Raw genomic sequence first — 21634 nt, 5'->3', positions numbered from 1 at the left:
GGGGTTATCCCCACCCCGGTGCGGGGCGCCGGGTGTCCACGGTTGTCCATCGGGCGTCTTGCGGACCGGGCAGGATGCCGGGCACCGGTGCCGTGCACTTAGACTCACGCACTGGCGATGGTTATGAGCGTGTAAAGGAACGTCGTAGAACCGCCCCGAGGGCGGGTTCCGCGGCCGATGTGGAGGCGAGGGCATGGTGGGGCAGCAGGCGGCCTCGGTCGCGGCCGACCCGGCGGCCGGCAGCGGCTACTTCGACGCGTACGCCGCGATGGGCCTGCTCGCCGTCGTCGGCGTGCTCTTCGTGACGGTGGCGTTCACCGCGAACCGCCTGCTGCGGCCGGTGGTGTACTCGCCGGAGAAGCTCCTCGCCTACGAGTGCGGCGTGGACCCGGTGGGGGAGGACTGGGCGCACACCCAGGTCCGCTACTACGTCTACGCCTTCCTGTACGTGATCTTCGCGGTCGACGCGATCTACCTGTTCCCGTGGGCGACCGTCTTCGCCTCCGCCGGGTACGGCGCCGGGACGCTGGTCGAGATGTTCGTCTTCATCGGCTTCCTCGCGGTCGGACTGCTCTACGCCTGGAAGAAGGGCGTTCTGGAATGGACGTGACGCACACCCACTCGCACGGGCACGGCGCCTCCGGCGGCCCGGTTCCGCTGGGCGTGCCGGATCCGTCGCGCCCCGGTGCCGCCGTCGAGCGGCGCGGCATCGGCCCGCTGGCCCGGCTGGCGCCGGACCCGGTGAAGGTCGTCCTCAACTGGGGACGCCGCTACAGCCTCTGGTGCTTCAACTTCGGCCTGGCCTGCTGCGCGATCGAGTTCATCGCGGCCTCGATGGCCAAGCACGACTTCATCCGGATGGGTGTCATCCCGTTCGCGCCGGGCCCCCGGCAGGCCGATCTGATGATCGTCTCGGGGACGGTGACGGACAAGATGGCGCCCGCCGTCAAGCGCCTCTACGAGCAGATGCCCGAGCCGAAGTACGTCATCTCCTTCGGCGCCTGCTCCAACTCCGGCGGGCCCTACTGGGACTCCTACTCGGTGACCAAGGGCGTCGACCAGATCATCCCGGTCGACGTCTACGTGCCCGGGTGCCCGCCCCGCCCGGAGGCGCTGCTCCAGGGCATCCTCAAGCTCCAGGAGAAGATCGCGGCCGAGTCGCTGCCCGGCCGCTACACCGCGCCCGCGGCGGCGCTGCGGCGTCCGCCGGTGCCCGGGCCCGGTGCCGCCGGTGCCACCGGCTCCGCGTCCGCCGAGGGAGGGGTCTCGTGACCACGGCCGAGCAGTACGCGGCGTCGGTCGGGGAGTGGGCGACCGGCGCCGAGGCGTACGGGCTGATCACCGTCGACGTGCCGGCGGAGCACTGGATCGAGGCGCTCACCGCCGCCCGGGACACCCTGGGCCTCACCTTCTTCGACTGGCTCAGCGCCGTCGACGAGCTCGCCGAGGGCTTCTCGGTGGTCGCCCACCTCGCCGCCGTCGAGGCCCCGGGCGTGCGCCACCTGGCGCTGCGCACCCGGGTGCCGCGCGACGCGGCCGCGCTGCCGACCGCCGTCCCGGTGTACGCCGGGGCCGCCTGGCACGAGCGCGAGACGCACGAGATGTTCGGCATCGACTTCCCCGGGCACCCCCACCTGATCACCCTGCTGCTGCCGGACGGCTTCGAGGGGCACCCGCTGCGCAAGGAGTTCGTGCTCGCGGCGCGGGTCGCCAAGGCCTGGCCGGGTGCCAAGGAGCCGGGCGAGTCCGACCACGGCGACGGGCCGGCGCGGCGCAAGATGCAGCCGGCCGGGGTGCCGGACCCGAACGAGTGGGGGCCGCTCAAGGGCACCCTGCCGCCGGTCGCCGAGCGCCCGGCGCGCGGGGCCCGGGCGGCCGGTGCCGCCGGTGCGGCCCGTACGCCGCGCGCGGCGGCGGCCGCGGGTGCCGAGGGCGGTGCCCCGGTGCGGGCGGACCGGCCGCGGCGGACCAGGTCGGTCTCCGAGGGCTCGGCGAGCCAGGCCGCCGTCGAGGCCACCGGGGCCGCCGGGGCTGCCGGGGCTGCCGAGACCGGCGGGGCCGCTCCGGCGGAGGAGAAGCCCGCGGTGCGGGCGGACCGGCCGCGGCGGACGCGTTCGGTCTCCGAGGGCTCGGCGAGCCAGGCGCCCGGCGAGGCCGCCGCCGCGCCGGCCCGTACGCGGTCCTCCGACGCGCCGTGGCACAACCCGGTGCCGGCGCACGACGAGCCCGAGCGGCCGGCCGCCGAGAAGCCGGCGGCCGAGAAGCCCGCCGCCGAGCAGCCGGCCGTCGAGGAGCCCGCCGCGGAGGAGAAGACGAGCGAGACGCCGCCGGCCGAGCCGGCCGGCCAGGACGGAGACGGCGCGTGAACCTGTTCGACACGGTGCTGCGCTGCGTCGCCACGCTGGTCGTCTTCCTCACCCTCCCCCTGGTCATCGGCCAGACCGAGCACAAGGTGATGGCGCACATGCAGGGCCGCCTCGGCCCGATGTACGCCGGCGGCTTCCACGGCTGGGCGCAGCTGATCGCGGACGGCGTGAAGTTCGCCCAGAAGGAGGACATCGTCCCGGCCGGCGCGGACCGGCGGATCTTCCAGCTGGCGCCCGCCGTCTCGCTGCTGCCGTACCTGCTGGTGCTGCTGGCGATCCCGGTCGGGCCGGGCGGCTTCGTCGGGCAGGCGGTGGACGCCGGCCTGTTCTTCGTGCTCGCCGTCATGGGCGTCGGCGTGATCGGCAAGCTGATGGCCGGCTGGGCGTCGGCCAACAAGTTCTCGCTGCTCGGCGGTCTGCGGACGGCCGCGCAGCTGATGTCCTACGAGCTGCCGATGGTGCTCGCCGCCGCCTCCGTCGCGATGGCCGCCGGGACGCTCTCGCTGCCCGGGATCATGGACGCCTGGGAGTGGTACTGGATCCCGTGGCAGCTGATCGGCGGATTCGTCTTCTTCACGGCCGGCCTGGCCGAGCTGCAGCGCCCGCCGTTCGACATGCCGGTCGCCGACTCCGAGATCATCTTCGGCGCGTACACCGAGTACACCGGCCTGCGCTTCGCGCTGTTCCTGCTCTCCGAGTACGCGGGCATCCTGGTGGTCTCCGCGCTGACCGCGGTGCTCTTCCTCGGCGGCTGGCACGGCCCGCTGCCGGACCAGCTCGGCTGGCTGTGGACCCTGCTGAAGACCTTCGCGCTGGCCTTCGTGGTGATCTGGCTGCGGGTCACCTACCCCCGGCTGCGCGAGGACCAGCTGATGCGCTTCGCGTGGACGGCGCTGATCCCGCTCGCGCTCGTCCAGCTGGCCCTCACCGGCATCATCAAGGTGGCGATCTCATGAGTTTCCCCGGCGCGGGCCTGGCCAAGGGCCTGGCCGTCACCCTGCGGACGATGACGAGGAAGAGCGTCACCGCGCAGTACCCCGACGTGCAGCCGAGCCTCCCGCCGCGGTCGCGCGGCGTGATCGCGCTGCTGGAGGAGAACTGCACGGTCTGCATGCTCTGCGCCCGTGAGTGCCCGGACTGGTGCATCTACATCGACTCCCACAAGGAGACGCTGCCGGCCGCCGACCCGAACGCGCGCGCCCGCACCCGCAATGTGCTGGACCGGTTCGCCATCGACTTCTCGCTCTGCATGTACTGCGGGATCTGCATCGAGGTGTGCCCGTTCGACGCGCTGTTCTGGTCGCCCGAGTTCGAGTACGCGGAGACCGACATCCTGGAGCTGACCCACGAGCGGGACCGGCTGCGGGAGTGGATGTGGACGGTGCCGGTGCCGCCGGCGCTGGACCCGGCGGCCGAGGAGCCCAAGGAGATCGCCACCGCGCGCAAGGCCGCCGACAAGCTGGCCGCCGCCGCGGCCAAGGCGTCCGCCGAGGCCGCAGAGGCCGCAGAGGCCGCAGCCACCGCCGAGCCGGCGGAGGACGGTGGTGACGCGTGAAGGGCGCCGCCACGCTGCTCGCCGCGACCGGGTCGCTGGACCCGGCCGCGCGCTCCTTCCTCTCCCCGACCGGGGTGGAGATCGTCTTCCTGCTGGTCGGCATCGCCGTGCTCGGCTCGGCCCTGGTCGCCGTCACCACCAAGCAGCTGGTGCACGCCGCGCTCTGGCTGGTGGTCGCGCTCGGCGGGCTGGCGGTGGAGTTCCTGCTGCTCACCGCCGAGTTCATCGCCTGGGTGCAGGTGCTGATCTACCTCGGCTCGGTGGTCGTGCTGGTCCTGTTCGGGCTGATGCTCACCAAGGCGCCGATCGGGCGCTCGCCGGACGCCGACTCCAAGAACCGCTGGGTCGCCCTGGTGGTCGCGCTGGCCTCGGCCGGGACGCTGGTCACGCTGGTCGTGGACGCCTTCCGGACGTCCTGGATCGACCTCGGCGCGGGCGGCGGTTCGGCCGCCGCGACCGGTGAGAGCCTGTTCCGGACCTGGGTGCTGCCCTTCGAGGCGCTCTCGGTGCTGCTACTGGCCGCGCTGGTCGGCGCGATCGTGCTGTCGCGCGGCAACCGGCGGCGGGTTCCGGTGCCCCGGGCCGGGCGGATCCGGGCCGGACGGCCGGTGGGCTCCAACGGGACGGTCGCCCAGACCGCCCCCGGGGCCGGGGCCGGGGCCGGGTCCGGGGCCGCGCCTGCTCCGACCACCACCGAGCAGGAGGGCTGATGCACCTCGCCTACCCCGTCGTCCTCGCCGCGCTGCTGTTCAGCGTCGGTGTCTACGGCGTGCTCGCCCGGCGCAACGTCATCCTGGTGCTGATGTCCGTCGAGCTGATGCTCAACGCCGTCAACCTCAACCTCGTCGCCTTCGACGCCTGGCTGCGCGACTCGCTGCACGCCGGGCAGGCGCTGACCCTGTTCACCATCACCGTCGCCGCCGCCGAGATCGGCCTCGGGCTCGCCATCGTCCTGCTGCTGTTCCGGGCCCGGGGCACGGCGGACATCGACCGGGTCACCGCGCTCGGCGACCCGGCCGAGTCCACCACCGAGGCCGAGCCGGCGCCGGCCGGAGCCGAGGCGCTGAAGGGCCAGGCCGCCGCATGAACCTCGCCCTGCCCGCCCTCGTCCCCGCGCTGCCCGCGCTCGGCGCGGCGGCCACCCTGGCCACCGGCAAGCGGGCGCCCGGCCTCGCCCGGCCGCTGGCGATCGTGCCGGTCGCCGTCTCGGCGGTGCTCGCGCTGGTCGTCGCGATCCAGCTCGGCAGTGGCCAGGCGCTGGACGCCGCCACCCGGCTCACCCCGACCGGCGGACCGGACATCGCGCTCGCGATCCACCTGGACGGCTTCAGCTCGCTGATCTCGGTGCTGGTCGGGCTGGTCGCCACCTGTGTGCAGGTCTACTCGACCGCGTACCTCAAGGACGACCCGCGCTACCCCTCGTACGCGGCGCTGGTCTCGCTGTTCACGGCGGCGATGTTCCTGGTCGTCTACTCCGGCGACCTGGTCGTGCTGCTGGTCGGCTGGGAGGTCATGGGCATCTGCTCGTACTTCCTGATCGGCCACCACTGGGAGACCGAGGACGCCCGCTCCGCCTCGCTGAAGGCCTTCCTGGTCACCAAGCTCGGCGACGTGCCGTTCCTGTTCGGCGTCTTCCTGCTCGGCGCCGACGCCGGCAGCTTCCGGATCGAGGACGTGCTGCGGGCCGCCACCGAGGGGCGGCTCGGCCACCCGACGCTGGTCGCGCTGCTGCTGCTGGCCGGGGTGGCCGGCAAGAGCGCGCAGTTCCCGCTGCACACCTGGCTCCCGGACGCGATGGCCGGCCCCACGCCGGTCTCCGCGCTGATCCACGCCGCCACCATGGTCGCGGCCGGCATCTACCTGGTGGCCCGGCTGCTGCCGGTCTTCCTGCTCTCCGGCGCGGCGCTGGTCGTGCTGGCGGTGATGGCCGCGGTGACGATGATCGGCTCGGCGCTCTGCGCGCTCGCCCAGGACGACCTCAAACGGGTGCTGGCCTACTCGACCGTCGGCCAGCTCGGCTACATGGCCGGCGCGCTGGCCAGCGGCGACCGCCAGGCCTCGGTCTTCCACCTGGTCAGCCACGGCGCGTTCAAGGCGCTGCTGTTCCTCGCGGCCGGTGTGGTGATCCACGCCGCGCACACCAACTCGATCTCCGCGATGTCCCGGATCCCCGGGCTGCGCAAGCGCGTCCCGGACGCCTACTGGACGATGGGCATCGCGCTGGTCGCCCTGGTCGGCCTGCCGCCGTTCGCCGGCTTCTTCAGCAAGGAGGCGGTGCTGACCGCCGCCGAGCACGCCGCCAACGGCGAGGCGCTGACCAACGGCCTCGGCCCCGCCTCGGCGGTGCCGCAGGCGGCCGGCTGGATCGTGCTGATCTCGGCCGGACTCACCGCGCTGCTCACGGCGGCCTACGCGGCCCGGCTGTTCCTGGTGGCCTTCCACAGCCCGGCGGGCGCGGCCGCGGCGGCGCCCGCGGTGCTGCCCGCCGCCGACCGGGGCACGGTCGTCGACGACCACGAGGCGGGCGCGCCGTACTCGCCCGAGCCGGACGAGGCCGACCCGGCCGTCGCCGAGCCGCCCGCGATGCGCTGGCCACTCTGGGTGCTGGCCGTGCCGACCATGGGCTTCGGCATCGCCGGCCTGCGCTCGGACTGGCTGCCCGCGCTGCTGGACGGCGGCTCGCTGCGGCCCTCCGCGGTCACCGCCGTGATCGGCACCGGCCTCGCGGTGATCGGCGCGCTGCTGGCCTACGGGGCGTGGCGCTCCGCCACCGCCCGGGTGTCCGAGCAGGCCGGAGCCCCGGCCGCCGAGGTGGTCGTCGCCGACCCCGGGCGCGCCCTGCTCGGCCCGCTGTTCGACCCGGCCCGGCACGGCTTCGGCGTCGACCGGCTCTACAGCGCGCTGTTCGTCCGCCCGGTCGAGGCCGCCGCCCGGCTGGTCCGTTTCCTCGACCGCGAGGTCGTGGAGACGTACGTGCGCGGCGCCGGCGCCGGGGCAGGCCTGCTCGGCCGCGCCGTGCGGCTCGCCCAGACCGGCAACGCGCAGACCTACCTCAGCGCGCTGCTCGCCGGCGTCGTCCTGCTGGCCGTCCTGGTGGCGGTGTAGTCGATGCCGTACCTCCCTTCCCCGTCCGCCGTCGTGGTTGTTGCTAGGAGCCCCCGATGAACGCGGTCCTCATCGCCCTCCTGGTGCTGCCGCTGGTCGGCGCCGCGCTCACGCTGGCCCCGGTCTTCGGCGCCGACCCGGCCGCCGCCGACCGGCGCGCGCTGCGCTTCGGCAGCGCGGTGACCGGCGCCGTCCTGGTGCTCACCGTCGTCCTGGCCGCCGGCTTCGACCACGACGAGCCCGCCCGGATGCAGGCCACCACCGACGTGTCCTGGATCCCGGCCATCGGCGTGCGCCTCCACCTCGGGGTGGACGGCGTCTCGCTGCCGCTGATCGTCCTGACCTCGCTGCTCACCTTCCTCTGCGCGCTGTACTCCGAGCGGCGGCTGCCGTCCGGTGACGGAGTGCCCTCGGCCCGGTCCTTCGTCGGGCTGTTCCTCCTCCTCGAAGTCGGCATGCTCGCCACCTTCGCGGTGCTGGACCTCCTGCTCTTCTTCCTGGCCTTCGAGATCGTGCTGATCCCGATGTACTTCCTGATCGCCCGCTGGGGCAGCGGCGCGAAGGTGCCGGCCGCCAACCGGTTCATCCTGTACACGCTGCTCGGTTCGGCCGTGATGCTGCTCGGCTTCCTGCTGGTCGGGGTCAGGGCGGGCACCTTCGACATGCAGGCCCTCGCCGCCGCCCACGGCTCCGGCCTGAGCCACTCCACCCAGGTGATCGCCGCGCTGGCGATCATGGTCGGGCTCGCGGTCAAGGCCCCCGCCTGGCCGCTGCACAGCTGGCTCCCGGACGCGCACACGGCGGCCCCGACCGTCGGCTCCGTGCTGCTCGCCGGCGTCCTGCTGAAGATGGGTACCTACGGCCTGGTCCGCGTCCTCCTCCCGGTCGTGCCCGACGGCACCACGACGCTCGCCCCCTACCTGGGCGCGTTCGCCGCCGTCGGCATCGTCTACGGCTCGCTGGCCTGTCTCGCGCTCGCCCGCCCCGGCGCCAAGGGCGACCTCAAGCGCCTGATCGCCTACTCCTCCGTGGGCCACATGGGCTTCGTCCTGCTGGGCATCGCCTCCCTCACCCCGGTCGGCGTCAACGGCGCGCTGTTCGCCAACATCGCGCACGGCCTGATCACCGGCCTGCTGTTCTTCGTCGTCGGGGCGCTCAAGGACCGCTACGGCACGGCGGACCTCGACACCCTCTCCGGCGCCACCGGCGCCGCCCTCTACGGGCGGGCACCGCGACTCGGCGCGCTGCTCGCCTTCGCCGCCGTCGCCAGCCTCGGCCTGCCCGGGCTGGCCGGCTTCTGGGGCGAGCTGCTCGCGATGTTCGGCGCGTTCGACCCGGCCGACGGCCTCTCGCGCCCCGCGTTCGTCACCTACATGGTCCTGGCCGGCCTCGGCACCCTCCTCACCGCCGCGTACCTGCTGATCGTGGTCAAGCGCGTCTGCATGGGCGACCCGAAGCAGCCCGCCCCGGTGGCCGAGCTCGCCGACCTGCGCCCGTACGAGGCCGTCAGCTGGACGCCGCTGGCCGCCCTCACCCTGCTCGCCGGGCTCTGGCCCGCGCTGCTGCTCGGCCTCTCCGACCCCGCCGTCAAACACCTCCTCGGGGGTGGCTGATCATGCTCGGCACCGCACTCGGACCTCACTCCACGGGGCAGACCACTGTGACCTCCCTCGCCGTCGCCAACCCGGGCAGCCTGATCCAGTCCGTGGACTGGGTGGCGATCGCGCCCCCGCTGATCGCCGCACTGGCCGCCCTCGTGGTGCTGGTCACCGACCTCTTCCTGCCCGCGCAGCACAAGAAGTGGCTGGGCCGGCTCACCGCCGCCGGACTCGCCCTCGCGCTCATCTCGCTCCTCCCGCTCACCGGTGGATCACCCCGGGCCACCTTCTGTGCGCAGAACGTAACAGGGGCCACCGACAACGGCGGCTGCTCCTACGTCGCCGACCACTTCGCCCTGGTCTTCCAGCTGCTCGCGCTCGGCGGCGCGCTGATCGCCGCCCTGCTGTCCGTGCACACCGTCGAGGACGAGAAGCTGCCCGGCGGCGAGTACTGGTTCCTGCTGCTCGCCAGCGCCACCGGCGCCGCCCTGCTGCCCGCCTCGCGCGACCTCGCCACCCTGGTGATCGCTCTGGAGGTGGCCTCGCTGCCCGCCTTCGCCCTGGTCGCGCTGCGCCGGGACGGCCGGGGCGCCGAGGCCGCGCTGAAGTTCTTCCTCTCCTCGGTCACCGCGACCGCCGTGATGCTGCTCGGCGTCGGCTTCGTCTACGCGGCGAGCGGCAGCCTGCACCTGGGCGCCGTCGCCACCGGCCTGGAGCAGGCGCCCGCGCAGCTCAAGCCGCTGGCCGAGGCGGGTGCCGTGCTCACCCTGGTCGGCTTCGCCTTCAAGGTCGCCGCCGTCCCGTTCCACTTCTGGGTGCCGGACACCTACACCGGCGCCCCGCTGCCGGTGGCCGGCTACCTCTCGGTGGTCGGCAAGGCGGCCGGCCTGGCCGGCCTGGCGCTGGCCACCACGATCGCCTTCCGCCCGTACGCGCACACCTGGGGCCTGGCGCTCGCGGTGCTGGCCGCCGTCACCATGACGGTCGGCAACGTGGGCGCGCTGCGCCAGCGCTTCGACACCCGCCACAGCGCGGTCCGGCTGCTCGCCTGGTCCTCGGTGGGCCAGGCCGGCTACCTGCTGGTGCCGCTGGCCGCGGCCGGCTACGCGCCCACCACGACCGACCCGCTGGGCGCCACCGCCGCGTACGCGCTGATCTACGGCGTGGTCAACCTCGGCGCCTTCGGCGTGGTGGCGGCGGTCGGCCGCCGGGCCGGGACCAGCGTGGACGACTTCCGCGGCCTGTTCGCCCGCAACCGCTGGACGGCGCTGGCGCTGGCGTTCTTCCTGCTCTGCCTGGCCGGACTGCCGCCGGGCGTGATCGGCCTGTTCGGCAAGGTGGTGGTGTTCCGCGCCGCCGTCGACGCCGGTCTCGGCTGGCTTGCCGTGGTGATGGCCGTCAATGTGGTCGTCGCCCTGTACTACTACCTGCTCTGGACCGCCCGGCTCTTCGCCCCGGTGGCCCCGGCGGAGGAGCCGGCCGGGGCTCCGGCGCCCGAACGGCGCCTGCCGGTGTCGCTGACCGCCACCCTGGGGCTCACCGCCTCGGCGGCGGTGGTGCTCTCGGTGGCCCCGCAGCTGGTCCTCCAGGTGGTCGGCGGCTCGCTGTTCTGACCCCGGCGCGGGCATGTGCCGAGGTGGCGGGCGGTGCGGGTGGGTCACCCGGCCGGGTGTCGCGCTGGTCACAAGGGAACAAGGCCCCGGGCCCCGCCCGTTGAGCGGGCAGGAGGGACGAGGCAGAAAGGGCTTCCCCACGCACCATTGGAGGGCCAGCCGTGCACCGCCGGCACAACGGACTGAGGACCGCCGCCCTGCTGGGCGGCCTCTCGGCGCTGATCCTGGTGATCGGCAGCTTCTTCGGCCGCACGGGCTTCGTGATCGCCCTGCTGGTCGCCCTCGGCACCAACGCCTACGCCTACTGGAACAGCGACAAGCTCGCCCTGCGCGCCATGCGCGCCCGCCCGGTGAGCGAGATCGAGGCCCCGCAGCTGTACCGGATCGTCCGCGAGCTCTCCACCGCGGCCCGCCAGCCGATGCCCCGCCTCTACATCTCGCCGACCCCGGCCCCGAACGCCTTCGCCACCGGCCGCAACCCGCGCAACGCGGCGGTCTGCTGCACCGACGGCATCCTCCAATTGCTCGACGAGCGCGAGCTGCGCGGGGTCCTCGGCCATGAGCTGAGCCACGTCTACAACCGGGACATCCTGATCTCCTCGGTGGCCGGGGCGCTCGCCTCGGTGGTGATGTTCCTGGTGAACTTCGCCTGGCTGATCCCGTTCGGCCGCGGCGAGGACGACGACGGCCCGGGCCTGTTCGGGATGCTCGCGATCATGATCCTGGGCCCGGTCGCGGCCTCGCTGATCCAGCTGGCCGTCAGCCGCTCCCGGGAGTACCAGGCCGACGCCGACGGTGCCCGGATCACCGGCGACCCGCTCGCCCTGGCGAGCGCGCTGCGCAAGCTGGACGCCGGCACCCGGCAGCTGCCGCTGCCTCCGGAGCCGCAGATCCAGACCGCCAGCCACATGATGATCGCCAGCCCGTTCCGGCCGGGCGAGGCCGGGGCGAAGCTCTTCTCCACCCACCCGCCGATGGCCGAGCGGATCGCCCGGCTGGAGCGGATGGCCGGCTACCGGCGGTAGGACGCCTCAGCCGGTGACCTCCTCGACGGCCCGCCGCAGCCGGTGGACGCCCTCCGCCACCTGGGCGGAGCTCTCGGCGGCCGCGTAGCTCAGCCGCAGGTGCGGGGCCGGCGGCTCGGCCGCGTGGTACGGGCGGCCGGGCGTCACCTGGACGCCGGCCCGCATCGCGGCGGCGGTGACGGCGCCGTCGTCGACGCCGTCCGGCAGCCGCAGCCACAGGTGGTAGCCGCCGGGCCGGTACATGCCGAGCATGCCCGGCAGCTCGCGGTGCAGCGCGGCGACGGCGGCGCTGCGGCGGTCGCGCAGCTCGGTGCCGAGCGCCCGCAGATGGCGCGCCCAGCCGGGGTCGGCGACCAGCTCCAGGGTCGCCTCCTGCAACGGCCGGGGCACGAAGAAGGTGTCCACCACCTGGGTGGCCCGCAGCCGGGCGAGCGCAGGCCCGCGCGCGGTGAGCGCGCCGACCCGCAGGTTCGGCGAGGCGGCCTTGGTCAGCGAACGCAGGTGCACCACCACCCCGTCGCGGTCGTCGGCGGCGAGCGGGCGCGGCAGCGCGGGGGCGTCGGGGTGGACCAGCAGCCGGGAGAAGTCGTCCTCGACCACGAACGCCCCCGCCGTCCGGGCGATCCGCAGCACCTCGGCCCGCCGCTCGGGGGAGAGCACCGCGCCGGTCGGGTTCTGGAACAGCGGCTGGCAGACGAAGACCCGCGCCCTGGTCGCCGCGAAGGCGTCCGCCAGCAGGTCGGTGCGGACGCCGTCGGCGTCGACCGGCACCGGGACGGGCCGCAGCCCCGCCGCCTGGACGACCGCCAGGATCCCCGGGTACGTCGGCGACTCCACCAGGACCGGCGCGCCGGGCGCGGCGAGCGAGCGCATCGCGACGGTGAGCCCGCCCTGCCCGCCGGAGGTGATCAGCACGTCCCCGGTGGCGATCGGCCCGCCGTGGCCGCCGATGTCACGGGCGAACCAGCCGCGCAGTTCGGTGAGGCCGTCGGTGGGCGGGCGCTCCCAGGCGCCGGGCCGTCGCCCGGCCCGGCCGAGGGCGGCGGCGAGCAGGCGTTCGGGCAGCAGCGAGGCGTGCGGGTAGCCGCTGTTGAGGTCGACGACGTCCGGCGGCGGCACGCGCAGGGTGGCGAAGACCGGGTCGGCCAGCAGATCGCGCGGGCCGGTCTCGGCGCTGAGCGCAATCTGCTGCCAGGAGAGGTCGCCGGGGCGGGCGGCGGCGGACGTCCTGGCGCCCGGGCCGCCCGCGAAGGCCGCCGCCCGGAACACCCCGGCGCCCGGCCGGGAGACCACCAGGCCCTCGGCGGCCAGCACGGCGATGGCGCGGGAGACCGTGCCCGGGCTGACCTGGTGGCGTTCCATCAGGGCCCGGCTCGACGGCAGCTTCCGCCCCTCCGGGTAGCGCTCCACCTCGCGGCGCAGGCTGTCGGCGAGTTCGGCCACACTGCTACGCTCGTTCATGAGAGCACAAGATAGCGCTACCACTTCTCCGGCGGTAGCGGCCCGGCCCGCTACGGCGCCCGCCCCCGCCGCCCCCCGTGCCTCGGGCACGGTGCCGGCCGCCCTGGGCGTCCTCTCCTTCTCCTTCAGCTTCCCCGCCACCGCCTGGGCGCTGACCGGCTTCGGACCCTGGACGGCCGCCGGGCTGCGCGGCCTGCTGGCCGGCGTGCTCGCCGCACTCTGCCTGGCGGCCGCCCGCGTCCCGCCGCCCGCGCGCCGCCACTGGCCCGGACTGCTGGTGGTCTCGGCCGGCTGCGTGCTGGGCTTCCCCCTGCTCACCACGCTGGCCCTGCGCACCTCCTCGACCGCGCACTCGGCCGTCGTCATCGGCCTGCTGCCGCTGGCCACCGCCGCCTTCGCCGCCGTACGGGCGCGCCGGGACGGCCGGCGTCCGTCAAGGCTGTTCTGGGGCGCGGCGCTGACCGGGGCGGTCGCGGTGCTCGGGTTCACCCTGGTGCAGAGCCACGGACGGCCCGGCCTCGCCGACCTCTACCTGTTCGCGGCGCTGCTGGTCTGCGCGGCCGGGTACGCGGAGGGCGGGCGGATCTCCCGGGAGCTGCCCGGCTGGCAGGTGATCGGCTGGGCGGTGGTCGCCGCGCTGCCGGTCACCGCGCTGGCCACGGCGCTGGCGCTGCCGGCCGAGCCGCTGCCGCCCGGCGGGCCGGGGGCGAAGGCGGTGGCCGGGCTGCTGTACACGGCCGCGGTCTCGCAGTTCGGCGGGTTCGTGGTCTGGTACCGGGGGATGGCGCTGATCGGGGTGCCGAGGGCGAGCCAGCTCCAGCTGGCCCAGCCGCTGATCACGCTCGGCTGGTCGGTGCTGCTGCTCGGGGAGGAGCTGCCGGCCGCCGCGCCCGTGACGGCGGTGGTGGTGCTGCTCTGCATCGCGCTCACCCAGCGGGCCCGGACCTGACGGCGCGCGGCCCGGTCCCGTACCGCGTGCGGGACCGGGCCGCGAGCGTCGGGATCAGTGGCCGGCCTCCGCGGGCCGGTAGACGCACAGCGCCCAGATGATGAAGACGTCCAGCGCGATCACCACGATCGACCAGCCCGGGTAGTACGGCATCGACAGGAAGGCGTCGATGGCGCTCACCGCGGTGAGGACGATACCGGCGTACCGGGCCCAGGCGGCGCCCTTGAGGAGGAAGGCGCCGACCAGGGCGACCAGCGCGCCGACGACGATGTGGATCCAGCCCCAGCCGGTGAGGTCGAAGCGGAAGACATAGCGGTTGGTGGTCAGGAAGACCTCGTCGTCGTGGACCGCCATGATGCCCCGCAGGACCTCCATGATGCCGTTGATGAGCATCAGGACACCCGCGAACATCACGAACCCGGGCGCCCACTCGCGGAACCGGTGCTGCGACGGCGGCGGGGGCGGCTGCCCCGTGCCGTGGCGCCAGGGCGGCGGGGCCTCCTCGGACGGCGGGGGCCGGTCCGGTGGCGGTTGGCCGGGCGGCGGGGTCGACGTGCTGCTCATGGGTTCCTCCAGGACCGGACGCCGGGGCCGGACAGGCACTCCCGGACAGGTGTGCGGAGAGACGTGCGGACTTCGACCGTCCAACCCGGGCCGGTGCCGGGCAACCGGGCCGCGCCTGTTCGGGTGACCCGTCCCGCGCCCCCGCCCGCCGCCGCCGGCCGGCCGGTACCGGTCTGATTCCCGGTCCTTTACCTCCTCGTTAGGATGACCGGCATGGCAGAGGACACCGCAGAGGACGCAGCGGACACCCGCACCCCGGTGGCCGGCGACCCGCGGGCCCGCCGGCGCGGCCAGGGCGAGCTGGAGGCGCAGGTGCTGGCGGTGCTCCAGCGGGCACCCGGCCCCGTCACCGCGGGCTGGGTCCAGGAACGCCTCGACGGCGACCTCGCCTACACCACCGTGATGACCATCCTCTCCCGGCTGCACGCCAAGGACGCCGTCACCCGCACCCGCTCCGGCCGCTCCTACCTCTGGCAGGCCTCCTCCGACGCGGCCGGCCTCGCCGCCCTGAGGATGCGCCGCGTCCTCGACGGCGAGCCCGACCGGGACGCCGTGCTCGCGAGCTTCGTCACCGCGCTCCTCCCGCACGACGAGGAGCTGCTGCGCACCCTGCTCGACAGCGCCTCCGCCCCGGCCCCCGACCCCGAAGGCTGAGCTCCTCCGTGGGCGTCTTCGTCTTCCTCCCCCTCGTCCTGCCGCTGACGGCGCTGCCCATCGCCCGCCTCACCGAGCAGCACCTCCACCCGCGCGGAGCGGCCCGGCTGCTCACCGCGATCAGCATCGTGATGGCCCTGTGCAGCGCGCTCTGCCTGGCCCTGATCGGCGTCGTCGGCACCGCGCAGATCCCCGGCAACCCGCTGCCCGACAGCTGGTCCGACCCCGAGGTCCGGGCCGCGCTGCCGTACCACGAGACGGTCGGCACGGCGGCGCTGCTCGTCCTCGCCGTCGTCCTGGCCGCCGTCGGCCGCACGCTCACCCGCCACCTGCGGATCCGCGCCCGGGCCCGGCGCGCCCTCGGCCGGGCCCTGCCCGCCTCCTCCGACATCGCCCTGCTGCCCGACCCGGCCCCGTACGCCTACGCGCTCCCCGGCTCGCCGCGCTCGCCCGGCCGGGTGGTCGTCTCCACCGGCATGCTGGCCGGCCTCGCCGAGGACGAGCGCGCCGCGCTGCTCGCCCACGAGCGCGCCCACCTGACCCACCGGCACCACCGCCATCTGCTGGCCACCCAGCTGGCCGGCTGCGTCAACCCGTTCCTGCGCCCGCTGGAGCGCGCCGTCGCCTACAGCGCGGAGCGCTGGGCCGACGAGGAGTCCGCCCAGGCCGTCGGCGACCGCCGGGTCACCGCCCGCGCCGTTGCCCGCGCCGCCCTCGCCTCCCACCGCCCGCCCGCCGCCTACGCGGCCTTCCCCGCCTTCGCCGCCCCGGGCCCCGTCCCCCGCCGCGTCGCCGCCCTCCTCGGCCCCGTCCCCACCACCCGCAACTGGCCCCCCGCCCACACCCCCGCCGGCCTCGCCGCCCTCGTCGCCGCCCTCGGCACCGCCGCCTCCGCCCTCTCCGCCCTCAACGCCGCCGTCGCCCTCCTCCTCATCCTCAAGGCCGTCACGCCCCTCTGACCCGTCTCCTCCGTGAGGAGGGCCGGACCCGGAGCGTTCCCTGAGGTGTGGCCCCTGAGCGGATAGACACGCAGCTCAGCGGGCATCGGTGGTCGTAGGGGGCAGTCGTCGTACGTGAGAAGGTGCCAGGCATGAAGGTGATCGGGTTCGTACTGAATGTGCTCTGGCTGGTGTTCTGCGGGTTCTGGATGGCGATCGGTTATGTGATCGCCGGCATCATTTGCTGCATTCTGATCATCACCATTCCCTTCGGCATCGCCTCGTTCCGGCTGGCGGGGTTCGTGATCTGGCCGTTCGGGCGGACGGCTGTGGAGCGGCCGGACGCGGGGGCGCCCTCGTGCATCGGGAACGTGATCTGGCTGGTCTTCGCCGGGTGGTGGCTGGCGCTGATGCACCTGGTCACCAGCATTCCGCTGTTCCTCTCGATCATCGGGATCCCGTTCGGGTGGGCGAACCTCAAGCTGATTCCGGTGTCGCTGATGCCGCTGGGGCGGGAGATCGTGTCGACGGACGAGCCGTGGGGTGGGCGGCGGTAGGGGAGCGGCGGAGAAGGGCCGGCGGGTCACCCGCCGGCCCTTCCGTGTGTCAGGTGGTGGCCAGGTCGCTCAGGGCGGTGCGGGCGGTGGTGAGGGAGGTGGTGGCGAGGTCGCGGTAGGGGGTGAGGGCGGGGATGTCGGCGGCGCGGGTGAGTTCGGCGTGGATGAAGCGGAGGCTGGCGTCCGGGATGCCGAGGTGTTCGGTGCACCAGGCGCGCAGGTACGGGGTCTGGAAGTCGAAGGGCTCGCGCGGGGTGCCCGGGCCGTAGCCGCCGCCGCGGGCGGTGACGACGATGACGCGGGTGGCGGTGAGGCGGCCGGTGTGGGCGCCGGGGAAGGTGACGCGGTCGATCCAGGCCTTGAGGGCGGCGGGGATCGTGAAGTTGTACATCGGGACGCCGAGCAGGAGGGTGTCGGCCGCGTGGAGTTCCGTGATCAGCGGGTGGGTCAGGGACCACTCGTGCTGCTCGGCGTCGGTGGTGGCGAAGGAGGAGACGGAGGAGAGCGGGACGGGGCCGGCCTGGCGTTCGACGCGCACGCCGAGGGAGGCGTAGCCGGCGCCGATCAGCGGGACCGGGTCGGCGGCGAGGTCGCGGTGGCGGTAGCCGGCGCCGGGGTGGCGGGCCTGCCAGGCGCGGGCGAAGCAGGCGGTCAGGCGGCGGCTGACGGACTGGTCGGTCGGGCTCGCGCTGGAGTCCAGGTGGAGCAAGGCGGTCATGAGGAGGCTCCTGGTCACCTTCGGGGAGTGGGCATCGTCAACCCCGTGACGAGGGCGCGGACGGAAAGGTGACTGATGGACGGGCGCGAGGAGCTGGCGGTGCGGTTCGAGGCCGAGCGGGGGCGGCTGGGGGCGGTGGCGCGGCGGATGCTCGGGTCGACGGCGGAGGCCGAGGACGCCGTGCAGGAGGCCTGGCTGCGGCTGGAGCGGGTCGACGCGGCGGAGCTGGGGAACCTGCCGGGGTGGCTGACCACGGTGGTGTCGCGGATCTGTCTGGACGTGCTGAGGGCCAGGAAGACCGAGGTGACGGTGGTCGAGGGGGTGGTGGACGGGCCGGAGGCGGAGCTGGAGCTGGTCGAGGAGGTGGGCCGGGCGATGCTGGTGGTGCTGGACCGGCTGGGTCCGGCGGAGCGGGTCGCCTTCGTCTTGCACGACGGGTTCGCGGTGCCGTTCGACGAGATCGGGCCGATCGTCGGGCGGAACACGGTGGCCGCGAAGAAGCTGGCGAGCCGGGCCCGGCAGCGGGTCAAGGGGGCCGGGCAGGAGCGGGGGACGGGCGACCGGCAGGTGGTGGAGGCGTTCCTGGCCGCCGCCCGCGGCGGTGACCTGGACGGGCTGCTCGCCGTGCTCGCGCCGGACGTGGTGCGCCGGGCCGACCCGGCCGCGCTGCCCGCCGGCCGCCCGACCGTGCGGCGCGGCGCCGGGGCGGTGGCCCGGGAGACCCGGGTGATCGGGCGGCGGGCGCGCTTCGGGGTGCCGGTGCTGGTGGACGGCGCGGTCGGTGCGGCGATCGCGCCGGACGGGCGGCTGTGGCTGCTGCTGCGGTTCACCGTGCGGGACGGGCGGGTGGCCGCCTTCGAGGTGGTCGCGGACCCGGCGCGGTTGGCGGCGGCGGAGGTGACCCTGCTGGACTAGGGCGCTCCGGCGAACTGGACGATCATCTTGCCGGTCTCGGCCCCGCGCAGCATGCCGAGGAAGGCGTCGACGACGAGAACTGCGGCTCCTGCACCCGCGACTGGTGGGCCCGGCAGGACTGGATCCCGCCCTCGACCATCGACGTCGAGGACGACACGGTGGCCGTCTCCCTGGTGTCCCGGGGCCTGGGGATGGCGATCCTGCCCCGGACCGCCCTGCTCGGCGCGCCCGGCGGGCACGGCGGCCGTCCGGGCGCTGATCCGCGAGCTGCGGGAGCTGCGCGGCCAGGGGCTGCCGGCGGGACTGACGGCGGTCTGAGACGGGGCCGGGGCTCAGCGCGCTGCGGCGGCCACCGGGCGCGGGCGCAGCGCCCAGGCCGCGGCCAGGGCGGCGCAGACGGCCGCGAGCAGCAGCGCGCCGGCCGTCACCGCGGCGACCGGCCGCCACGGCAGGACGAGCGGCGCGGGCACCCGCAGCACCGCCAGGGCCGCGCGCAGGGAACCGAGCTGGACGGCGGCCACCGCGCAGCCGAGCACCGCGCCGACCGCCGTCACCAGCACCGATTCGGCGGTCACCAGCCGGACCACCTGGCCCCGGGTCGCCCCGGCGAGGCGAAGCAGGGCCAGTTCGCGACGCCGGTCGGCGGTGGCCATGAGCAGGGTGTTGGCGAGCGCGATACCGGTGTAGACGAGGGCGAGGCCGAGCACGAGGGCCATCCGCAGCCAGGTGATCCGGGCGGGAGCCCCGGCGGCGAGCCACTGCTCGCGGGTGAGGACCTCGGCGCCGTGCGGCAGGGCGGCGGCGCGGACGTCGGCCGCCCGGGCCGCCGGTCCGAGGCGGACCTCGACGCGGTCGACGCGGGCGCCCGGGGCGTTGGCCGCGGTCACGTACAGGCCGTTGTCGCCGAGCCCGTCGCGCAGCACGGCGGCCACCCGCAGCGTCGTCCGGCTGCCGTCGGCGCGCACCACCGGGACCGGCTCGCCGACCGTCCGGTGCCCCCACTCGGCGGGCAGGACGAGCGAGCGGTCGTCGAGCCCGGCCGTCGACCCGGCCAGCAGCGGCAGCCGGGCGAGGGCGGCCAGGCCCGCCGGATCGGCGACCGCGCGGGCCTCGGAGCGGACCGTCACCCCGTCCGGCTCGACCAGGCCGAGGACGGTCGGCGCGGTGGGCGACAGGGCCGCCACGCCCGGGACGGCGCGCAGCGCGGCGAGCAGCGGAGCATCGGCGCCGGGCGCCGGGAGGACGACCAGGTCGGCGGCGGTGCGGGCGCGCGCCTCGGCGGCCCGGGCGGCGCCCACCGTGTCCAGCGCGCCCGCGAGCGAGCCGGTCAGCGCGACCGCGACCAGTACCGGTGCGGCGACCGCGCCCGTCCGGCGCAGCGCGGCGGCGGCACCGGCGGTCACCAGCCGGCCCGCGTACCCGGCGAACCGGACGGGCACGACCCGGCCCAGCAGACGGACCAGCGGCGGGGCGAGCAGCGGCGAGAGCAGTCCGGCCGCGGAGATCAGCCACATCGGCTGGGTGGTGTACGTCTTGCGGTGCAGCAGGTCGGCGGGGTCGCCGGCGAGCGCGGTGCCGGCCAGGACGGCGGCGGTGAGCAGCAGGCCGAGGCCGGCCAGCAGCCGTCCGGCGGTCAGCACACCGGAGTCGAGGTCGGCCGCGCGCAGGGCGTCCAGCGGGCCGACCCGCCCGGCCCGGTGGGCGGCGACCGCGACACCGGAGAGCGCGACCAGCAGGCCGGTGGCGAAGGCGGCGGGCAGCGGCCAGCCGGCCGGGGCGAGGGCGAAGCCGGGCGGGGCCATGCCGACGTCGGACAGCCACCGGACGAGCGCGGGCGCACCGAGCCGGCCGAGCAGGCAGCCGGTGGCGGAGGCGGCGGCGCCGAGCAGCAGCGCCTCGGCGAGCACCGTGCGGCGGACCTGCGCGCGGGTGGCGCCGGCGAGCCGCAGCAGACCGAGTTCACGGCGGCGCTGGGCGACCGCGTAGGAGTAGGTGGAGGCGACGACGAACGCCGAGACGAAGGCGCTCACCCCGCCCGCGGTGCCGAGCGCGGCGACCAGCGACACCAGCTCCTCCCCGCCGGGCGCGCCCACGGCCGAGGCGAGGCCGAGCAGCATCACGGCGGTCATCGCGACGCCGAGCGCGAGGGCGAGGAAGGCGCCGGCCAGGGAGACCTGGCGGGCCTTCAGTGACTTGAGCGCGATCCGCAGCATTCTCATGACGTCCAGCGAACCGCTGCGGGGCGGGGCGGCGCAGCAGGCCGGGGGCCACCTCGGAAGGTAGGGCAGGCTCTACCGACGGGCCGTCAACCGGCCTCTAGGGTGGGCGCATCGGGGGAGGGGTGTGATGGACGGAGTGCCGCGGCCGGGGTTCCGGCGCTCGGCGGCCCCGTGGCGGGCGGCCGGGTACCTGCTGGCGACCGGGCTGACCGGGCTGCTGCTCTGCGCCGGCCTGCTGCTGTCCGTGACGGCCGCCGGGGTGCTGGCGGTGCTGCTGGTCGGGCTGCCGCTGCTGGCCGCGCTCGCCCTGGTCGGCCTGCCGGTCGCGGCCTGGGAGCGCCGGCTGGCCCGGTTCCTGGACGGCGGACGGGTGCCGGACCCGCACCGCGTCCCCGAGCGCCCCGGCCTCGGGGCCTGGCTGCGGCTGCGCTACCGCGAGCGGGCGACCTGGCGCGAGCTGGGCTTCACCGTGCTCGCCGCGTTCGTGCTCTGGCCGGTCGACCTGACCGTGGCCGGCTGCGCCCTCGTCGTCCCCGGCCATCTGCTGGCCGCCGTCCCGCTGCTCCTGCTGGACGGCGAGCAGGTCAACGTCCTCAAGATCTGGCAGGTCCACTCGCTGGGGACGGCCACGCTGTGCGGGCTGGCCGGCCTCGCCCTGCTGCCGCTGCTCCGCCACCCGCTGGCGCTGGCGGCGGCCGCCCGGGCGGGACTGGTGCGGCTGCTGCTCGGGCCCGACCGGCAGGAGCGGCGGATCGGCGAACTCGTCCGCTCCCGGGCCCGGCTGGTGGACGCCTTCGAGGCGGAGCGGCGCCGGATCGAACGCGATCTGCACGACGGCGCCCAGCAGCGCCTGGTGGCCCTGCGGATGACGCTCGGACTGGCCCGGCTGGACGCGCCGCCGGACGGCCCGCTGGCCGCCCGGCTCGCCGAGGCGCACCGCGAGGCGGGCGAGGTCCTGGCCGAACTGCGGGAGCTGATCAACGGCATCCACCCCCAGGTGCTCACCGACCGCGGCCTGCCGGAGGCCTGCGCGGACGCCGCCGACCGCTCGCCGGTCCCGGTCGCCACCCGCTTCGCCCTGCCCGCCCGGCTCCCGGCGCCGGTCGAGTCGGCCGGCTACTTCGCCGTCACCGAGGCCCTCGCCAACGTCGCCAAGCACAGCGGCGCGAGCACGGCGAGCATCGACGGCCGGTACGCGGACGGCCGGCTGACCATCGAGGTGGCCGACGACGGCCGCGGCGGCGCCGACCCCGGACGGGGCACCGGCCTGACCGGGCTGGCCGACCGGGTCGCGGTCGTGGACGGCACACTGACGGTCAGCAGTCCGCCCGGCGGACCGACCCTGGTGCGGGTGGAGATCCCCTGCGCCCCCGTCGACGGAGGAGCGGCCCGGTGAG

At 75.3% G+C, this 21634-nt stretch carries 21 protein-coding genes; 17 read left to right on the top strand and 4 right to left on the bottom strand.

Features of this window, described 5'->3' with window-relative positions; genetic code table 11:
- Nucleotides 1–193: 193 nt before the first annotated feature.
- The 11 genes from ABTX81_RS08100 (at nucleotide 194) to htpX (ending at nucleotide 11262) form a co-directional block, all read left to right on the top strand.
- Nucleotides 194–610, top strand: coding sequence for an NADH-quinone oxidoreductase subunit A (locus ABTX81_RS08100; protein ID WP_350542384.1), 417 nt, complete (start codon nucleotides 194–196; stop codon nucleotides 608–610).
- Nucleotides 601–1272: an NADH-quinone oxidoreductase subunit B gene (locus tag ABTX81_RS08095; protein ID WP_350542383.1), complete on the top strand. Its 672-nt coding sequence runs from the start codon at nucleotides 601–603 to the stop codon at nucleotides 1270–1272. The genes ABTX81_RS08100 and ABTX81_RS08095 overlap by 10 nt, the downstream gene beginning before the upstream one ends.
- Complete coding sequence (locus ABTX81_RS08090; protein ID WP_350542382.1) at nucleotides 1269–2366, top strand: NADH-quinone oxidoreductase subunit C; 1098 nt, start codon at nucleotides 1269–1271, stop codon at nucleotides 2364–2366. Before ABTX81_RS08095 ends, ABTX81_RS08090 begins: the two co-directional genes overlap by 4 nt.
- The gene (locus ABTX81_RS08085; protein ID WP_425554840.1) at nucleotides 2363–3322 is read left to right on the top strand and encodes a complex I subunit 1/NuoH family protein; all 960 of its coding nucleotides are present in this window, start codon (nucleotides 2363–2365) and stop codon (nucleotides 3320–3322) included. Before ABTX81_RS08090 ends, ABTX81_RS08085 begins: the two co-directional genes overlap by 4 nt.
- Nucleotides 3319–3921, top strand: coding sequence for a NuoI/complex I 23 kDa subunit family protein (locus tag ABTX81_RS08080; RefSeq protein ID WP_350542381.1), 603 nt, complete (start codon nucleotides 3319–3321; stop codon nucleotides 3919–3921). Before ABTX81_RS08085 ends, ABTX81_RS08080 begins: the two co-directional genes overlap by 4 nt.
- Nucleotides 3918–4631: an NADH-quinone oxidoreductase subunit J family protein gene (locus ABTX81_RS08075; RefSeq protein ID WP_350542380.1), complete on the top strand. Its 714-nt coding sequence runs from the start codon at nucleotides 3918–3920 to the stop codon at nucleotides 4629–4631. The genes ABTX81_RS08080 and ABTX81_RS08075 overlap by 4 nt, the downstream gene beginning before the upstream one ends.
- A complete protein-coding gene (gene nuoK, locus ABTX81_RS08070) occupies nucleotides 4631–5008 on the top strand; it encodes an NADH-quinone oxidoreductase subunit NuoK (RefSeq protein WP_350542379.1) in 378 nt (125 codons plus the stop codon). The genes ABTX81_RS08075 and nuoK overlap by 1 nt, the downstream gene beginning before the upstream one ends.
- On the top strand, nucleotides 5005–7026 hold the full coding sequence (locus ABTX81_RS08065; protein ID WP_350542378.1) for an NADH-quinone oxidoreductase subunit 5 family protein: 2022 nt from the start codon (nucleotides 5005–5007) through the stop codon (nucleotides 7024–7026). The genes nuoK and ABTX81_RS08065 overlap by 4 nt, the downstream gene beginning before the upstream one ends.
- A gap of 56 nt (nucleotides 7027–7082) precedes the next feature.
- Nucleotides 7083–8639: a complex I subunit 4 family protein gene (locus ABTX81_RS08060; protein ID WP_350542377.1), complete on the top strand. Its 1557-nt coding sequence runs from the start codon at nucleotides 7083–7085 to the stop codon at nucleotides 8637–8639.
- Between the two features lie 2 nt (nucleotides 8640–8641).
- Complete coding sequence (locus ABTX81_RS08055; RefSeq protein ID WP_350542376.1) at nucleotides 8642–10237, top strand: NADH-quinone oxidoreductase subunit N; 1596 nt, start codon at nucleotides 8642–8644, stop codon at nucleotides 10235–10237.
- A 161-nt stretch (nucleotides 10238–10398) separates the two neighbouring features.
- On the top strand, nucleotides 10399–11262 hold the full coding sequence (htpX, locus tag ABTX81_RS08050; protein ID WP_350542375.1) for a zinc metalloprotease HtpX: 864 nt from the start codon (nucleotides 10399–10401) through the stop codon (nucleotides 11260–11262).
- Nucleotides 11263–11268: 6 nt separating this feature from the next.
- Here htpX and ABTX81_RS08045 read toward each other — a convergent pair whose 3' ends face one another.
- On the bottom strand, nucleotides 11269–12723 hold the full coding sequence (locus tag ABTX81_RS08045; RefSeq protein WP_350542374.1) for an aminotransferase-like domain-containing protein: 1455 nt from the start codon (nucleotides 12721–12723) through the stop codon (nucleotides 11269–11271).
- Between ABTX81_RS08045 and ABTX81_RS08040 the strand changes: the two genes are divergently transcribed.
- Nucleotides 12722–13672, top strand: a complete 951-nt coding sequence (locus ABTX81_RS08040; protein WP_350542373.1) for a DMT family transporter — start codon at nucleotides 12722–12724, stop codon at nucleotides 13670–13672. The genes ABTX81_RS08045 and ABTX81_RS08040 overlap by 2 nt on opposite strands.
- Nucleotides 13673–13726: 54 nt before the next feature.
- Here the strand turns inward: ABTX81_RS08040 and ABTX81_RS08035 are convergent, their stop codons facing one another.
- Nucleotides 13727–14236: a DUF7144 family membrane protein gene (locus tag ABTX81_RS08035; RefSeq protein ID WP_350542372.1), complete on the bottom strand. Its 510-nt coding sequence runs from the start codon at nucleotides 14234–14236 to the stop codon at nucleotides 13727–13729.
- Between the two features lie 213 nt (nucleotides 14237–14449).
- Between ABTX81_RS08035 and ABTX81_RS08030 the strand changes: the two genes are divergently transcribed.
- The 3 genes from ABTX81_RS08030 to ABTX81_RS08020 all read left to right on the top strand — a co-directional run bounded on the left by ABTX81_RS08030 (nucleotide 14450) and on the right by ABTX81_RS08020 (nucleotide 16385).
- The gene (locus tag ABTX81_RS08030) at nucleotides 14450–14890 is read left to right on the top strand and encodes a BlaI/MecI/CopY family transcriptional regulator (protein WP_350542371.1); all 441 of its coding nucleotides are present in this window, start codon (nucleotides 14450–14452) and stop codon (nucleotides 14888–14890) included.
- A gap of 8 nt (nucleotides 14891–14898) precedes the next feature.
- Nucleotides 14899–15849, top strand: coding sequence for a M48 family metalloprotease (locus tag ABTX81_RS08025; RefSeq protein WP_350542370.1), 951 nt, complete (start codon nucleotides 14899–14901; stop codon nucleotides 15847–15849).
- Between the two features lie 131 nt (nucleotides 15850–15980).
- Entirely contained in the window at nucleotides 15981–16385 is a 405-nt protein-coding gene (locus ABTX81_RS08020) for a YccF domain-containing protein (RefSeq protein WP_350542369.1), read from the top strand.
- Between the two features lie 49 nt (nucleotides 16386–16434).
- Here the strand turns inward: ABTX81_RS08020 and ABTX81_RS08015 are convergent, their stop codons facing one another.
- Nucleotides 16435–17103, bottom strand: a complete 669-nt coding sequence (locus ABTX81_RS08015) for an FMN-dependent NADH-azoreductase (RefSeq protein WP_350542368.1) — start codon at nucleotides 17101–17103, stop codon at nucleotides 16435–16437.
- Nucleotides 17104–17178: 75 nt separating this feature from the next.
- On the opposite strand from ABTX81_RS08015, the gene ABTX81_RS08010 reads away from it, so the two are divergent.
- Entirely contained in the window at nucleotides 17179–18018 is an 840-nt protein-coding gene (locus ABTX81_RS08010; RefSeq protein ID WP_350542367.1) for a sigma-70 family RNA polymerase sigma factor, read from the top strand.
- Between the two features lie 332 nt (nucleotides 18019–18350).
- On the opposite strand, the gene ABTX81_RS08005 is transcribed toward ABTX81_RS08010, so the two are convergent.
- Complete coding sequence (locus ABTX81_RS08005; protein WP_350542366.1) at nucleotides 18351–20237, bottom strand: FtsX-like permease family protein; 1887 nt, start codon at nucleotides 20235–20237, stop codon at nucleotides 18351–18353.
- 127 nt (nucleotides 20238–20364) lie between these two features.
- Between ABTX81_RS08005 and ABTX81_RS08000 the strand changes: the two genes are divergently transcribed.
- On the top strand, nucleotides 20365–21633 hold the full coding sequence (locus ABTX81_RS08000; protein WP_350542365.1) for a sensor histidine kinase: 1269 nt from the start codon (nucleotides 20365–20367) through the stop codon (nucleotides 21631–21633).
- Nucleotide 21634 lies beyond the last annotated feature (1 nt).

The sequence above is a fragment of the Kitasatospora sp. NPDC097605 genome, from assembly GCF_040302725.1.
GTDB lineage: Bacteria > Actinomycetota > Actinomycetes > Streptomycetales > Streptomycetaceae > Kitasatospora.
This window is presented reverse-complemented; position numbering and strand designations above follow the sequence as displayed.